The organism is Belnapia arida (genome assembly GCF_016773205.1).
GTDB lineage: Bacteria > Pseudomonadota > Alphaproteobacteria > Acetobacterales > Acetobacteraceae > Belnapia > Belnapia arida.
On record NZ_JAETWB010000066.1, the window covers coordinates 1 to 13,330 of the forward strand.

The window sequence follows — 13,330 nt, forward strand, 5'->3', positions numbered from 1 at the left end:
TCGCCGCTGCGGCCGGCCACAACCCGTCGCTTCCTCAACCATCGCACCTCTCCGTCACCGGATTATGCAACAACGCCACCTGCGGCGGACAGCGCGGACCGGGATGACCTATCTCGGCGTCGCCGAGACCGATGCCGAGGCGGCGCTGAACCACCTCACCGCCAGGAGCAAGCTGGTGGCAACCTACGACCACGCCGGGCCGTCCGCCTCGGCCATCACGGCCATTAGGGCGTGGCAGAGCTACGTGGCCGACGTGGTGGAGGGTCATCGTCCACCCGGCCATGCCGAGGCCCGCTACCGGGAGGGGTTGCCGGAGGAACTGCGCTACCAGACCAAACCGGGGGTCACGCTCCGCCAGAAGGTCAGACCCGGATCGGGATCGCGCGCCGTGGTCCAGCAGCCGGACCAGCTTGCTCCTCCCGACGACCACGAATGGACCACCAGACAACCCGGACAGGCCACCCGAACGGTCGAGACATCTTGAAGTAAGGATTTCTGCGGTTTGGCGGGCCGGGGGACGAAGCGCCCTGCAGCTTGGGAAGCTGACGTTCTACCTCTGAACTACGCCCGCAGCAGGCGCTACATTAGCCGCAGCGGGCGCCGGGCTCAAGCCCGCCTATCGCACCGGGCAGCAGGGAGGAGGGTTGACCGCGCCCGGCAGGGGCCGCTAACTGCGCCCGGGCCGCGAGGCCCCCTCGCGATTTGTCCGGCCTGCTTGCGGCGAGGTCCTCACGGGTTCCCATCGACGACGCATAGCGACGGTGACGGGTTCAAAATATGCGCGCTAAATCGGCCGTCGAGGGTGCCCAAGGGCCCCTCGCGCACCGCATGGGTGCCGGACGCCATTGGCCTGCCAGGGTGTTCCAATCCGATGTCCAAGTCCCTGCCCGATCGTTCCCTCCGTCCCGCGACACTGCTGGTCCGTGGCGGCACCACCCGCACCAACCATGACGAGACGGCGGAGGCGCTCTTCCTCACCTCGGGCTTCGTCTACGACAGCGCCGAGCAGGCGGAGGCGACCTTCGCCGGCACCGCCACGCACTATCAGTATTCCCGCTTCGGCAACCCGACCGTCTCGATGCTCGAGGGGCGCCTGGCGGCGCTGGAAGGGGCCGAGGCCTGCCGCTGCACCGCGACCGGCATGGCGGCGGTGCATGCGGCGATGCTGTCGCACCTGAAGGCGGGCGACCGTGTCGTCGCCTCGCGGGCGTTGTTCGGCTCCTGCCACTGGATCGTCTCCACCCTGCTGCCGCGCTACGGCATCACCGGCGAGTTCGTCGACGGCGCCGATCTCGCGCAGTGGGAGGCGGCGCTGTCGCGGCCGGCGGCGCTGGTGCTGCTGGAGACGCCCTCCAACCCGATGCTGGAGCTGGTCGACCTGCCGGCCGTCGCCGCGCTCGCACACAAGGCCGGTGCCATCGTCGTCGTCGACAATGTCTTCGCCACGCCCCTGTTGCAGAAGCCGCTGGCGCTCGGCGCCGATGTCGTCGTCTATTCCTGCACCAAGCACATGGACGGCCAGGGCCGCGTGCTCGGCGGCGCCGTGCTGGGCTCGAAGAAGTGGGTGGACGAGGTGTTGCAGCCCTTCATCCGCAACACCGGCCCCTCGATCAGCCCCTTCAATGCCTGGGTGATCCTGAAGGGGCTGGAGACGCTGCATCTCCGTGTCCATGCCATGTGCCGCAGCGCTGCGGCGATCGCCGATTTCCTCGCCGAGCGCGTCGAGGTGCGGCGGGCGCTCTACCCCTTCTCCGCCAGCCATCCGCAATACGCCCTGGCGCAGCGGCTGATGACGGGGGGCGGCACCATCATCACCTTCGACCTGGCGGGCGGGAAGGAGGCGGCCTTCCGCTTCTGCAACGCGCTGAAGCTGATTGACGTTTCCAACAACCTCGGCGATTCGAAGAGCCTGGTGACACATCCGGCAACGACCACACATATGCGGATCGGCGCGGAGGAGCGGGCGCGGCTCGGCATCGCCGACGGCACGATCCGGCTCTCGGTCGGGCTCGAGGATGTGGCGGACCTGATCGAGGACCTGGCCGAGGCGCTGGATGCCGCGGGGGCCGCGGAACAGTAGCGCGAGGGGCCGCGGCCGTGGCAGGCTGCGGCCAAAACAGGGGGAATTCACCGCATGCAGCGCTCGCCTGCCGATACCGATCCGGCCCGCCAGCCCGGCTACACGGAAGTGACGCGGGGCGTGCGGGTTTCTGTCCGCACCTTCTTCCTCGCCGACCAGTCGGCACCGGAGCGAAGCCATTACGTCTGGGCCTACCGCGTCACCATCACCAATGAGGGCCGGCAGACGGTGCAGCTGCTGAAGCGCACATGGCTCATCACCGATGCCCAGGGGCGCACCCAGCAGGTGCATGGCGACGGGGTGGTGGGGGAGCGGCCGGTGCTCGATCCTGGCGAGAGCTTCGAATACACCTCGGGCACGCCGCTGGCGACGCCCTCCGGCTTCATGCGCGGCGCCTACCACATGGTGCTGACCGATACCGGCGAGGGGTTCGACGTGGCGATCCCGACCTTCAGCCTCGACAGCCCGCACCAGCCGGGGCGGCTGCACTAGCCGACCGCTGGGTCCAGCCAGTCGCCGAGCACCGAGACGGGGAAGGTCGCCAGCACGATCACAGCCGCCGGCGAGAGCAGGATTCACGGCGCCCGCGCCAGGTATTCGCGCCCGTAGCCGACCATGGAGCCAAGCGAGGTCTCCGGCGGCTGCACGCCAAGGCCGAGGAAGGAAGGGCCGCTTTTCAACGGGATGATCTCGGGGAAGGCGAGCGTCATCGAGACGATCAGCGTCGAGACGAAGTTCGGCAGGACGTGCCGCCCGCAGACGCGCCAGGGCGAGGCGCCGAGCTGCCGCACCGCTGCTGCTTGGCCCTGCGCACCGGCGCTGATGACGAGACCCCGCGGGATCCGCGCGCAGCGCTCCCAGGCATGCAGGTCGAGCAGGCAGACGAAGAGCGCCAGCAGGTTGCCGAAGAATGCGAGGACCGCCCGCTCGACGGTGCCAGTGACGATGGGGAGGATGGCATGCCGCCAGCCCTCCTGCCCGCCCGAGGGCAGCAGATATCCTTGCGCCGCTCGGGTAGCGTGCAACCTTTATGCGCAAGCCAGCCGCAGTAGTCGTCCATCAACGGGCGGCCGGTGGTTCGGCGTCCCTTCGATGACAGCTTGCGGGTTGCAGGCGATGAGCAGTTCAATGCGCACAGCAATCGGAGGAACCGTCGATGCGCGCAGCCATCTTCCGCCAGGGCGATCTGGTGGTGGACACCATCCCCGACCCCGATCTTGGCGAGGGCCAGGTGCTGGTCCGCACCCGCGCCTGCGGCATCTGCGGCTCCGACCTTCATGCGGCCAAGCATGCGAAGGAGTTCGCCGAGCTGTCGGCGCGCAGCGGCGGACGCTTCGGCATGCCGGCCGATCGCGACGTGGTGTTCGGCCATGAGTTCGTCGGCGAGGTGGTGGCGAACGGGCCGGGCACCGAGGGGCGCTTCGCGCCCGGCACGCTCGTCACCTCCATGCCGCTGACCATCCGCGGCAGCACCGTGCAGGGCATCGGCTACAACCCGGAGGTGCCGGGTGCCTTCGCCGAGTACATGCCTCTTGCCGAGCGCATGCTGTTGCCCCTGCCGGCGGGGATGGAGCCGGACCACGCGGCGATGGTGGAGCCGATGGCGGTCGGGCTGCATGCGGTCAATTTCGCGCATATGGCGGAAGCGGACATGCCGCTCGTCATCGGGTGCGGGCCGGTCGGGTTGGCGGTGATCGCGGCGCTGAAGCTACGTGGGGCGGGGCCGATCATCGCCTCGGATTACTCGCCGGCGCGGCGGGCGCTGGCCGAGCGGATGGGGGCGACCACGGTGATCGACCCGGCGCATGACTCGCCCTATGCGGCGCTGGAGGCGGCGGTGACGCCGGCGGGCTTCGATGCCGGGCGCTATGCGCAGCTCTTCGGCAGCGGGCCGCGGCGGCGGCCGGCCGTCGTCTTCGAATGCGTCGGCGTGCCCGGCGTCGTGCAGCAGATCATGGAGGGCGTGCCGGCCAGCACCCGCATCGTCGTCGTCGGCGTCTGCATGCAGCCGGATCGGATCGAGCCTTTCTTCGGCATCGTCAAGCAGCTCAGCCTGCAATTCGTCCTCGGCTACACGCCCGAGGAGTTCCGCGAGACGCTCGGCCACATCGCGGCAGGGCGGATGGACGTGGCGCCACTGGTCACCGGGCGGACCGGGCTCGATGGCGTGCGCCAGGCCTTCCAGGACCTGGCCAGCCCGGAGCGGCATGCGAAGATCCTGGTGGAGCCCTGGCGCTAGAGCGCTTCCGTTCGCACTGGCTCACGGACCCCGCTCCGGTTTGTTGCCTTAGCCAGCACATTACTTCGCTCAGGTGCGTCCACCTGGCCGGAGTTTGTTCTAGCCGCGCCGTAGCAGCCGCCTCGCTGCGGCAAGGCGCAGGCGGAAGCCGTGGCGTGCCCCGCCACGCAGGGCACGCCAACCAGCGGTCACCAGCGCCCGGCCGGTCGCGCCGAAGCGGTGGATGAATTCGCGCGTCGCCACCCAGGCCGGGATGCCTTCCAGCACGGCGTGACCATAGGCCAGCAGCCGCATCGCCTTGCCATAGACCCAGGCGAAGGCCGGGACCTGGAGCATCTTCGGCCGGGCAATGGCGAAGAGCCTGGCGGAGAAGGCGACGCCGACCACCTTCGCCGCCAGCAGCAGCACCACGCCGAGCACGAAATGCCCGTGCAGGAACAGCCAGAGCTCGCCGAGCTTCAGCAGCGGAATGATGGCGAGGAAGGGCAGCACGAAGACCACCACCACCGCCCTGGGGCTGAGCCGCGCCACGAGCCGCTCCACCACCGCGAAGACCGGCAGGCGTGACAGCGCATGGCCGAGCGCCGTCAGCCAGCGCCAGAGCGTCGCTTCCAGCATCACCGCGACGAGCGCGAGCAGGACGATCGCAGTATGGACGATGCGGCGGAGGAGGGGCCGGGTCATGCGCCCGAACCTAGCACGGCGGGGCTCAGTAGATGCCCATGGCAAGGCCGGCGCCGAGCGCCGCGCCCAGTTCTTCGCAGCGTTGAAGCCCTTCCGGCGGAATAACCTTGGGGGCAAGGATCGCTTCGGGCGTCTGCGCCCGGGTGCAGAGGATCAGCGGCTCCGCCACCGGGCGCAGCCGCCAGCCGGTGGCGATGCGGGCAAGCTGCCGGGCGGCGTTGCTGCCGTCGCTGCCGGCGCAGATCATCGCGGCATAGGGGCGGCCATTCACCCGCTCCAGCACCGGATAGTAGCAACGGTCGAAGAAGTCCTTCATCAGCCCCGACATGGCGGCGAGGTTCTCCGGCGTGGCGAAGAGGTAGCCATCGGCCGCGAGCACGTCGTCCGGCCCGGCCTCCGGCGCCGCGAGCAGGCGCACCTGCACCTCCCCAGCGGCGGCGCGGGCGGCGGCCTCGGCCATCTGCCGGGTGCCGCCCGTGCTGCTGTGCCAGACGAGGAGGAGCGTCCTCACCGCCTCACGCCGCGGGCCAGGACACCACGACATCGCCGGTGACGAAGGCCTGGCACGCCATGCGCCAACCCTCGGCGATCTCCGCCTCGCTGAGGTGCCGGCGCTCGCGCGACGTCACCGCCGCGAGGTTGCCTCCCCCCTGCTCGACCCGGCAACGGCAGGTGCCGCAGACGCCGCCGGCGCATTTGAAGGGGATGCCGGCCTTCTCGTGGATGGAGAGGCGCAGCAGGCTGATCCCCGCCTCCGCCCGGGCCTGCCGGCCGCTGGTCAGGAAGCGCACGGTGATCATGGCTAGCGGGGTGGAGCGCCGGCGCCCTCGGTCGGGGCGTCGGGCAGGGGGGACTGGCCGCTGGCCGGCGACATCCGCTCGCCCAGGGCCTGCATTTCGCGGCGCTGGCGTGCAAGGCGGGTTTCGCCCTCGGCGATCTCGCTCGTCAGCTCCTGGCGCCGCTGCTCCATTTGCGCCACCTGCGCCCGCAGCGCCGCCGCCTGGTCGAGCAGCTGCGCCGCGTCGCGTCGTGCAGCCTCGACGGCGCGGGCCTGGGTTTCCGCCTCGGCCAGCGCGGCGCGGCGGGCTGCGAGTTCCGTGCCGGCCGCCTCGGCCTCGGCACGGACCGAGGCGAGGCGCCGCTCCTCCGCCGCGGTGCCGTCGCGCAATTCGGCGAGGCGGCGCTCGGCGGTGCCGACCTCCTGGCGCAGCGCGGCGCTGCGCTGCTCGAGGCTGCGCAGCGTGGCCTGGGCCTCGTCGCGGGCGGTGGTGATGCGGGCCAGCTCGGCCTGGGCCTGCTCGACCGCGCCGCGCCGCTGGGTGAGGGTGGCCTCGGCCTGGCCCAGCTCCTCGCGCAGCCCGGCCAGGCGCCGCTCCGCCTCGCCGGTCTGCTGCTGCGAGGCGCGGGCACGGCCGGCGGCCTCCTCGGCGCTGCGGTTGGTGCTGGTCAGGCGGGTCTCGGCCTCGGCCAGGGCGGTGCGGCGGGCGGCCAGCTCCCGCTCGGCCGTCGCCGTGTCGGCGCGAAGGGTGGCGATGCGCCGCTCCGCCTCGCTGCCCGCCTGCTGCCGTTGGGCCAGGGATTGCTGCGCCTCTGCGATGGTGGCGCGGAGGCCTTGCAACCGCGCCTCCTCCTGCGTCGCCCGCTCGCGCTGGCCGACGAGGCGGCGGTCCTCGTTCGCCGCCTCGTCGCGGAGGCTGGCAAGGCGGCGCTCGGTGGTCGCCGCCATCTCGCGCAGGCCGGCGAGGCGGCGCTCCTCCGCCACCGCGCGTTCACCAAGGGATGAAACCCGGCCATCCTGCGCCGCGGCCTGGTCGCGCAGCTCGGCGAGGCGGCGCTCGGCCGCGCTGGCCTGGTCGCGCAGGGTGGCGATTCGCGCCTCGGTCTCGCCGAGGCTGCCGCGGCGGGTGGTGCTGGCCTGCTCCAGCTCGGCGAGCTGGCGCTCCTCCTCGGCGAGGCGCTCGCGCAGCTGACGCGCCTCGGCCTCGGCACCGCCGCGGAAGCGCTGGGCGTTGGCCAGTGCCGCACGGGCGGCGCCAAGCTTCTGCTCGAGGGCGGCGAGGTCGCCGGCGGCCCGGCGTTCGGCGGCCAGCGCGGCTTCCAGCTCGCTGACGCGGCCGCGCAGGACGGTGCCCTGCGCCTCGGAATCCTGCAGGTTCCGCTGCATCGATGCGATGCGCTCGCTGCGTTCCACGGTCAGGCCACAGCCGGCCAGCGGCACGAGCAGGGCGGCAAGGGCCGGCCCTTGCCAAGACAGCAGCTTCGACATCCAATCCCCCAAGCGCGATGCTGCCTATGGCGCCCGTTCCGGCCCTCCGGGTCAACCACCGGTCCGTTGCATCATCGCACCCGATATTCACGAAGCGGTTGATGAGGCCCCCCGTCATGCGACGCTCGCCATTCGGGCCATGGCAGCGGAGCCGAAGCATGCACAGATATGCAGGATGAGCGATGTCCCGTCCCCTGCCCTGCCCCTTGGCCTCACAGCCTTCTCCGACCGGCTCGCCAGCCTCGGCGCGCTGGGGGCCGCCCGCACCGTCGCCGTGCATGGCCGGGACGGGCGTGCGCGATCCGGCCTGCTCTGGGCCGAGGGACTGGTCGTCACCGCGGAGGAGGCGCTGGAGCGAGATGACGAACTCACCCTGACCCTGCCGGACGGGCGGGAGGTGGTGGCGAGCCTGGCCGGACGCGATCCGGGCACGGATGTCGCCCTGCTACGGGCCGAGACCGGACCGCTGCCGCCGCTCGACCCGGCGCCGGCCGGGGCGCTGGCGGCCGGGCATCTGGTGCTTGCCGTCGGGCGGGACGAGCACGGGCCGCTGGTCGACTTCGGGGCGGCGGCGCAGGTGGCGGGGCCCTGGCGCTCGATGCGCGGCGGGCGGCTGGAGCGGCGAATCCAGCTCGGCCTGCGGCTCGATCCCGCCTGCGAGGGCGGGGCGGTGCTCGACCATGCCGGACGGCTGGTCGGCATGGCCGTGCCCGGGCCGCGGCGGCGGGCGCTCGCCATCCCGGCCGAGACCATCGCCCGCTCGGTAGAGCATATCCAGCGCCATGGCCGGGTGGCGCGGGGCTATATCGGCCTTGCCCTGCAGCCGGTGCGGGCGGAGGGGATGCGCGGCCTCATCGTCGTCGGCATCGACCCGAAGAGCCCGGCGGGCGAGGCGGGGCTGCTTCTCGGCGACGTACTGGCGGGCTGGGACGGGGCGCCGCTCGGCTCGGTGCGGGAGATGCTAGCGCGGCTCGACCCGGAGAGCATAGGCACCGAGGTGGCGCTCGACCTGATTCGCGGCGGGGAGAAGCGGCGGGTGACGCTGCGGATCGGCGAGAGGGCGGCTGCGTGATGGCCGCCGCCCTTCTCGACCGGCCACCCCCGCGGCGCCCGGCGAGCCTGCCCGCCGTCGCGGTGCATGCCGCCGAGGCCGAGATCGCCGCGCGCCTCGCCGACCTCCCCGGCATCCGGCTGGTGGAGGAGCCGGCCATGGCCGAGGTGGTCGTCACCGACCTGCCGGCGGTGGAGCCGTCCGGCCCGCCGACCCTGGTGCTGACCGAAGGCGCGTCGGCGCTGGATGCGCTCCGCGCCGGCGCGCGGGCGGTGCTGCCGCCGGATGCCGCACCCGCCCTGCTGGCGGCGGCGCTGCCGGCCATCGCCCGCGGGTTGGCGGTGCTGCCGCCGGCGCAAGTCGCCAGCCTGGCCGGACGGGCACCGGCCCCGGCCGCGCTCGAGGCGGGGCTGACCCGGCGCGAGCGGGAGGTGCTGGACCTGCTCGCTGCCGGCGCCTCCAACAAGGTGATCGCGCGGCGGCTCGGCCTGTCCTTCCACACGGCGAAGGCGCATGTCGCCGCGGTGCTGCAGAAGCTCGGCGCCGCGAGCCGGGCGGATGCGGTGGCGCGCGGCGCGCGGGCGGGGCTGGTGCTGCTGTAGGGCTCAGCCGGGCAGGCGGTAGAAGACCAGCCCGCCGATCTCCGCCGTCGGCACCTGGCCGATTGCCCAGCCGGGGAGCGAGGCGCCGTCATGCCAGTGCGTCGCGCCCTCGGTCGGGTCCGGCAGGGCGCCGCCGAGGGCGCGGGCGGCGATTCGGCGGCACATCTCCATGGCCGCATCGGCCGGCGCCTCGGCCCGCAGCCGGCCGGCCTGCCAGCAGCGGAAAAGGAAGGGCGCGCGGCAGGCCTCGGCCAGCAGCGCCGTCCAGCCCGCCCCGGTGTGGGCGCCGGGGGTGAAGCGGATGCGCGGAGCCGGGGCCTCGGCCGCCAGCTGGGCGCGGTTCACCACCAGGGCGGCGAGAGCCTCAATGGCGCGGACGGGGCGGCTGCCCGCCTCGGCGCGGAGGGTGAGGGCGAGAATCTCGGCGCTCATGGCTCGTCTCCTCCGAGCCGGTCGCGCAGGCGGAGCGTGCCGGCTGCCTCCAGCTTCTCCTCGATCCGCAGCAGGTGCTGGGACAGGCGGCGGTCCACGTCCCGGATGAGCGAGAGGGGGACGTAGCTACGCGCCACCTCCAGCTTGAAATCGGCGAGCTCGTCGCGGGTGCGGCGGACCTCGCCGCTCTCCCGCTCCGTGGTGCGGTCGATGCGGTCGTGCAGGTCCTTCCGCAGGCCGTGAAGCATCCAGAACAGGGCGGCGGCGATCGGCGCCTCCACGGCGCTGATCCACCAGGTGGGTTCGATTGACATCGCGGCTCACATGCCTCCTTGAAGCGGCGTGCCGGCACGACCACCCTCGGGCAGCACCGGGACGCGATGGAACTGTGACGATCTGGAACGAGCCTTATCTCGAGACCTGCTGCCGTGCGGCGCTCCACCGGCTGGTGCTGGTGGGCAAGGGCGGCCGGCCCGATGGGCTGAAGGACGGGCCATGCCTGGAGCGGCTCCAGGGCATGGGCCTCGCCCGGCTCAGGACGGATGGGCGGTACGAGCTGACCGCGGCGGGCCAGGAGCGGCATGCCGGGGAGATCCTGAAAGTCAGGAAGGCCGGCTAGCCGCGCCAGGCGAGCGGGCGCGGGGCAGGCACGGCGGCGGGCAAGCGGACCGGCTCGGCGAGAAGGCAGCCGGCCAGGGCGTCGAGGGCGTCGTCCCGCTGGCCGGGCGCATCCGGTCGCCAGGCGGCCATCTCGCCCGGGAACGGCGTGCGGAACACCGCCTCATGCGCATGCAGGCGGCGGGCAGCGAGCGCAGGCTCCAGGGCGGCGAGGATGCGCTCCGCCTTGGCGCGGCGGCTGGCATGCTCAATCACCGTGCAGGGTGCTCCCGCCTCCGCCAGCGCCCGGCGAAGCAGGGCGGGGAGGAAGCGGCCGAGGCCGTTCGTCTCCACCCGGATCACCGGCAGCAGCAGCTCCCTTGCCAGCCGCGCCACGGCCCGGCATTGCTGGGTCGCCGGGTCGACCTGGCTGTCCGGGTCATGCGTGAGGTAGGCGAGGCGGTGGAGGTAGTGGTTGCCCTCGCCATCCGCATAGGTCGCCGCCAGCACCGAGGCATCGCCGGCGCCGGGGCGGCCATAGGCCGGGTCCCAGAAGCCGCCGCCCGAGGCCAGCCGCCGGCCCAGCAGGGAGAGCTGGGCGCGGCCGCCGGCCTCGCGGTAGTCCGGCTCCTCCGCGTAGCGGATGAGGAGGGCCGGATCGAGCCGCAGCGCCGCCTCCGCCACTGGCTGGAGCAGCATCTGCCGAGCGAAGTGCAGCGGGCCGACGCGATCGCGGAGGGCCGCCACTGCCTGCGGGCCGAAGCGCTCCGGCCAGGCGCTGCGGCCGGCCTCGTCCAGCAGGGGCAGCACCAGGCGCCGGTAGCCGCGGAGGAAGGCGGCGGGCTCCTCCGGCGGCAGGTAGAGCGTCTCGGCGCAATGCGGCGTGCCGACGTAGAGGATGCCTCCCCCCGGGACGAGGACGAACTCGCATTCGCCGAGCCGCTCGCGCAGCTCCTCGCGCTTGGCCGGCGTGTCGCAGTTGCCGGCGACCTCGACATCGTCGCAGATGATGAGGTCGGCCCGGGCGCCTGTGATGTTGCCGCCGATGCCTTGCGCGAGCATAGACGGGTCCCGCAGCACGGCCTGGCGGGCGACGGTGAAGCGGTCCGCCGCCCAGGCCTCCGCACGCTCCGGCAGCAACGCGCGGCAGAGCGGATGGCGCTCCAGGATGCGGCGCACCTGGGCGACCATCTTCACCGCCAGCACTTGGTCGGCGGCGAGGACCAGGATGCGCGTGTCCGGCGCCCGTAGCAGCCGCCAGGCGCAGAACAGCCCGACCAGCGTGGACTTGCCGCAGCCACGGAAAGCCATCAGCAGCAGGCGCCGGTCCTCGTCGTCCTCCCAGCGCGACTGTAGCCAGCGGACGATGCGCCGGTGCGGCGCCGGCATGCCCTGGTTCTGGACGGCATTCCAGATCCAGACGAATTCGAGGAAGTCAGCCTCCGGCGCCTCCGTCATTCTCCTCCTCCGGCAGTTGCGGCATGATGCGGCGCCATTCGGCGAGCACCTCGGTGATGGCCTGCTGCTGCGCCTCGCAGCCGGCATCGGCGGCGAGCTTCAGCAGCTGGTCGGCATGGGCGAGGGCCGTGCGGCCCGCGGTGTGGCGGGAGGCGAAGGCCTTCACCACGGCCTCGTCCGGCTCCTCGACGCAGAGACCGACGAAGCGGCGGTAGTCGGCGAGGACCAGCGCCACGGCACCGGCGAAGTCGGCCTCGATGCGGAGCTTGCGTTTCGTCGCCATGGTGCGCTCAGAGCCGCGGCTTGACGGCGCGGACATGGAGCGTGCCGGCGCCGAGGGTGATTGATCCGCTGCTGACATTCTGCGCCGTGACGCGCACTTGGTTGCTGCCGGCCGTGCCGCCGACCGCGGCGTGGAAGATGACGCCGCCGTTCTGGAAGCCGGTCGCCTGGCGAAGCCGGCGCGGACGAAGTCGCCCTGGCGCACGCCGGGGAGCGTCACGTCGTAGGTCGCCGTGGCACCCGCAGCCAACGCCGGGATCGTCCAGCCGCCGTCGCTCACCGTGTATTCCCGCTTACCCCAGGCGCGCGAGCCGCCGAACAGCACCCGCGGCGCATGCAGCGCCGAGGTGTAGAGGCGGAGCGAGCGCAGCACCGCTCCGGCCGAGCTGCCGCGGATGCCGATGGCGGCGTACTGCGCCTCCGCGCTCAGCGTCACCCGCTGCAGCCTGTTGAGAGCGAGGCCACCTGTGAGGCTGTCGAGGTCGGCATTGCCTTCCCACCAGTAGGAGGGCGCTCCCTGCATCACTGCGTTCATGTTGGAGAAGAGGACGGGGCTGCCGGTGCCGAGCACGTTCTCCGCGCCGTCGAACTGCATCACTACCGGTCGCATGCCGCTGCCCTCGGCTGCGATGAAGAACTCCTTGCACTGGCTGCAATCGACGACATAGGCCAGCCCGCGGGAGGTCGGGATGGTTACGTCGTCGGCGTTCAGGGTGAAGGCATTGAGGCCGGGAAAGCAGAAGCCGTTGAGCGTGGAGGGCGGGCCGGCGGGGTTGCCGGAGAGCACCGCCAGCTGGTCGAAGCCCACGCCATCGGCGACGGAGATGCTCTGGCGGAAGGCGAGCGTCCGCAGATTCTCCGCGCCTGCCACCAGCCGCGGCGCGGCGATGGCGGCCGTCGCCTGATGCATCGGCACCACCGTGCCGCCGGCCCGCGAGGCGCCCTGGTACTGCACGGAGCAGCCGAGGAAGCCATAGGTGCCGACATAGGAGACCTCGTAGCGCGCATCGCTGAAGCCGCCCGTGTGGCGCGCCACATGGGGCGAGCAGGCCTCCATCCGTACGCCCGTTGCAATCAGGCAGCGACCATCCACCTCGACGAGGAAGGGGATGGCATCCACCGCGCCCGGCGTGCCCTGGCGCTGCAGCTCGAAGGCCGGGCCGTTGAACAGGTGCGTGTTGTGCAGGCGATAGGCGCCGGCGGCGGCGGAAAGCCGCACGCCGAAGCGCGGCTGCGTCGGGTTGGTCGCGCTGGAGCAGGCGAAATGCCCGCCCTGGTGGCGCAGTGAGTTCATCCACCCGCTCGCCGTCAGCGTGCGCAGGTCGAGGCCGATGCGGTTGTCGATGAGGCGGCCGTAGCGCAGGTCGCTGTCCTCGCAGCCGCGCGCATCGCCCTGCAGCTGAACGCCGATGGTGAAGCGCTCCGCCCGGCGGATATCGACGATGCTCGCATCGATATTGCGAATTAGGATGCCGACATCGCCCTCATCCGACCAGTCGCTCTGCATGGCCCGGATGACGGAGAGGCCGTTATAGACCTTGCCCTGGTTGTTGGCCGCACCACTGGGCCTGTCCCGATTTCACGGACACCTTTGATAGGCTGAGGAGCCTGGGAGGTGTCGATGACGGAGAGCAACAGA

The 13,330-nt window shown here is 72.2% G+C and carries 16 protein-coding genes and 1 tRNA gene; 7 read left to right on the forward strand and 10 right to left on the reverse strand.

Features of this window, described 5'->3' with window-relative positions; all coding sequences use genetic code 11:
• The coding region (locus JMJ56_RS30985; protein ID WP_236038955.1) for a site-specific integrase at positions 1–484 on the forward strand (484 nt) is incomplete at its 5' end.
• Between the two features lie 19 nt (positions 485–503).
• On the opposite strand, the gene JMJ56_RS30990 is transcribed toward JMJ56_RS30985, so the two are convergent.
• Positions 504–569: transfer RNA gene (locus tag JMJ56_RS30990), tRNA-Gly, on the reverse strand.
• A 302-nt stretch (positions 570–871) separates the two neighbouring features.
• On the opposite strand from JMJ56_RS30990, the gene metZ reads away from it, so the two are divergent.
• Together metZ and apaG are read left to right on the forward strand one after the other, a co-directional pair.
• A complete protein-coding gene (metZ, locus tag JMJ56_RS30995; protein ID WP_202835650.1) occupies positions 872–2,080 on the forward strand; it encodes an O-succinylhomoserine sulfhydrylase in 1,209 nt (402 codons plus the stop codon).
• Positions 2,081–2,134: 54 nt separating this feature from the next.
• A complete protein-coding gene (gene apaG, locus JMJ56_RS31000) occupies positions 2,135–2,572 on the forward strand; it encodes a Co2+/Mg2+ efflux protein ApaG (RefSeq protein WP_202835652.1) in 438 nt (145 codons plus the stop codon).
• A gap of 83 nt (positions 2,573–2,655) precedes the next feature.
• Here apaG and JMJ56_RS31005 read toward each other — a convergent pair whose 3' ends face one another.
• Positions 2,656–3,105 carry an ABC transporter permease subunit gene (locus JMJ56_RS31005; protein ID WP_236038957.1) on the reverse strand — a complete coding sequence of 150 codons (450 nt, stop codon included), beginning with the start codon at positions 3,103–3,105 and terminating at the stop codon, positions 2,656–2,658.
• A gap of 131 nt (positions 3,106–3,236) precedes the next feature.
• Between JMJ56_RS31005 and JMJ56_RS31010 the strand changes: the two genes are divergently transcribed.
• On the forward strand, positions 3,237–4,319 hold the full coding sequence (locus JMJ56_RS31010) for a zinc-binding dehydrogenase (RefSeq protein WP_202835654.1): 1,083 nt from the start codon (positions 3,237–3,239) through the stop codon (positions 4,317–4,319).
• A 99-nt stretch (positions 4,320–4,418) separates the two neighbouring features.
• On the opposite strand, the gene JMJ56_RS31015 is transcribed toward JMJ56_RS31010, so the two are convergent.
• From JMJ56_RS31015 to JMJ56_RS31030, 4 genes are read right to left on the reverse strand one after another with little or no spacing between them, the layout of a single operon-like run.
• Positions 4,419–5,003 carry a hypothetical protein gene (locus JMJ56_RS31015; protein ID WP_202835655.1) on the reverse strand — a complete coding sequence of 195 codons (585 nt, stop codon included), beginning with the start codon at positions 5,001–5,003 and terminating at the stop codon, positions 4,419–4,421.
• Between the two features lie 25 nt (positions 5,004–5,028).
• Positions 5,029–5,514: a flavodoxin family protein gene (locus tag JMJ56_RS34505; protein ID WP_202835657.1), complete on the reverse strand. Its 486-nt coding sequence runs from the start codon at positions 5,512–5,514 to the stop codon at positions 5,029–5,031.
• 4 nt (positions 5,515–5,518) lie between these two features.
• Complete coding sequence (locus JMJ56_RS31025; protein ID WP_202835659.1) at positions 5,519–5,794, reverse strand: 2Fe-2S iron-sulfur cluster-binding protein; 276 nt, start codon at positions 5,792–5,794, stop codon at positions 5,519–5,521.
• Between the two features lie 11 nt (positions 5,795–5,805).
• On the reverse strand, positions 5,806–7,269 hold the full coding sequence (locus JMJ56_RS31030; protein WP_202835661.1) for a coiled-coil domain-containing protein: 1,464 nt from the start codon (positions 7,267–7,269) through the stop codon (positions 5,806–5,808).
• 175 nt (positions 7,270–7,444) lie between these two features.
• On the opposite strand from JMJ56_RS31030, the gene JMJ56_RS31035 reads away from it, so the two are divergent.
• On the forward strand, positions 7,445–8,341 hold the full coding sequence (locus JMJ56_RS31035) for a S1C family serine protease (protein ID WP_202835663.1): 897 nt from the start codon (positions 7,445–7,447) through the stop codon (positions 8,339–8,341).
• Positions 8,341–8,922 carry a LuxR C-terminal-related transcriptional regulator gene (locus JMJ56_RS31040; protein ID WP_202835665.1) on the forward strand — a complete coding sequence of 194 codons (582 nt, stop codon included), beginning with the start codon at positions 8,341–8,343 and terminating at the stop codon, positions 8,920–8,922. Before JMJ56_RS31035 ends, JMJ56_RS31040 begins: the two co-directional genes overlap by 1 nt.
• A 3-nt stretch (positions 8,923–8,925) precedes the next feature.
• Here the strand turns inward: JMJ56_RS31040 and JMJ56_RS31045 are convergent, their stop codons facing one another.
• Both JMJ56_RS31045 and JMJ56_RS31050 read right to left on the reverse strand, forming a co-directional pair.
• Positions 8,926–9,354 (reverse strand): cell wall hydrolase, encoded by a 429-nt coding sequence (locus JMJ56_RS31045; protein ID WP_202835667.1) that lies wholly within the window; start codon positions 9,352–9,354, stop codon positions 8,926–8,928.
• Positions 9,351–9,668 (reverse strand): hypothetical protein, encoded by a 318-nt coding sequence (locus tag JMJ56_RS31050; protein WP_052213746.1) that lies wholly within the window; start codon positions 9,666–9,668, stop codon positions 9,351–9,353. The genes JMJ56_RS31045 and JMJ56_RS31050 overlap by 4 nt, the downstream gene beginning before the upstream one ends.
• A gap of 80 nt (positions 9,669–9,748) precedes the next feature.
• On the opposite strand from JMJ56_RS31050, the gene JMJ56_RS31055 reads away from it, so the two are divergent.
• Positions 9,749–9,973 (forward strand): hypothetical protein, encoded by a 225-nt coding sequence (locus JMJ56_RS31055; protein WP_043365243.1) that lies wholly within the window; start codon positions 9,749–9,751, stop codon positions 9,971–9,973.
• Here JMJ56_RS31055 and terL read toward each other — a convergent pair.
• Together terL and JMJ56_RS31065 are read right to left on the reverse strand one after the other, a co-directional pair.
• Positions 9,970–11,409 (reverse strand): phage terminase large subunit, encoded by a 1,440-nt coding sequence (gene terL, locus JMJ56_RS31060; protein ID WP_202835668.1) that lies wholly within the window; start codon positions 11,407–11,409, stop codon positions 9,970–9,972. The two genes, JMJ56_RS31055 and terL, sit on opposite strands and share 4 nt — an antisense overlap.
• Positions 11,387–13,198: a hypothetical protein gene (locus tag JMJ56_RS31065; RefSeq protein WP_202835670.1), complete on the reverse strand. Its 1,812-nt coding sequence runs from the start codon at positions 13,196–13,198 to the stop codon at positions 11,387–11,389. Before JMJ56_RS31065 ends, terL begins: the two co-directional genes overlap by 23 nt.
• Between the last annotated feature and the right edge of the window lie 132 nt (positions 13,199–13,330).

Excerpts from the sequence above, each read along its gene's own strand:
- metZ (WP_202835650.1), top strand. The coding sequence starts at position 872 with ATGTCCAAGTCCCTGCCCGATCGTTCCCTCCGTCCCGCGACACTGCTG.
- apaG (WP_202835652.1), top strand. The coding sequence starts at position 2,135 with ATGCAGCGCTCGCCTGCCGATACCGATCCGGCCCGCCAGCCCGGCTAC.
- JMJ56_RS31010 (WP_202835654.1), top strand. The coding sequence starts at position 3,237 with ATGCGCGCAGCCATCTTCCGCCAGGGCGATCTGGTGGTGGACACCATC.
- JMJ56_RS31015 (WP_202835655.1), bottom strand. The coding sequence starts at position 5,003 with ATGACCCGGCCCCTCCTCCGCCGCATCGTCCATACTGCGATCGTCCTG.
- JMJ56_RS31030 (WP_202835661.1), bottom strand. The coding sequence starts at position 7,269 with ATGTCGAAGCTGCTGTCTTGGCAAGGGCCGGCCCTTGCCGCCCTGCTC.
- JMJ56_RS31035 (WP_202835663.1), top strand. The coding sequence starts at position 7,445 with ATGAGCGATGTCCCGTCCCCTGCCCTGCCCCTTGGCCTCACAGCCTTC.
- JMJ56_RS31040 (WP_202835665.1), top strand. The coding sequence starts at position 8,341 with ATGGCCGCCGCCCTTCTCGACCGGCCACCCCCGCGGCGCCCGGCGAGC.
- JMJ56_RS31045 (WP_202835667.1), bottom strand. The coding sequence starts at position 9,354 with ATGAGCGCCGAGATTCTCGCCCTCACCCTCCGCGCCGAGGCGGGCAGC.
- JMJ56_RS31050 (WP_052213746.1), bottom strand. The coding sequence starts at position 9,668 with ATGTCAATCGAACCCACCTGGTGGATCAGCGCCGTGGAGGCGCCGATC.
- terL (WP_202835668.1), bottom strand. The coding sequence starts at position 11,409 with ATGACGGAGGCGCCGGAGGCTGACTTCCTCGAATTCGTCTGGATCTGG.
- JMJ56_RS31065 (WP_202835670.1), bottom strand. The coding sequence starts at position 13,198 with ATGCAGAGCGACTGGTCGGATGAGGGCGATGTCGGCATCCTAATTCGC.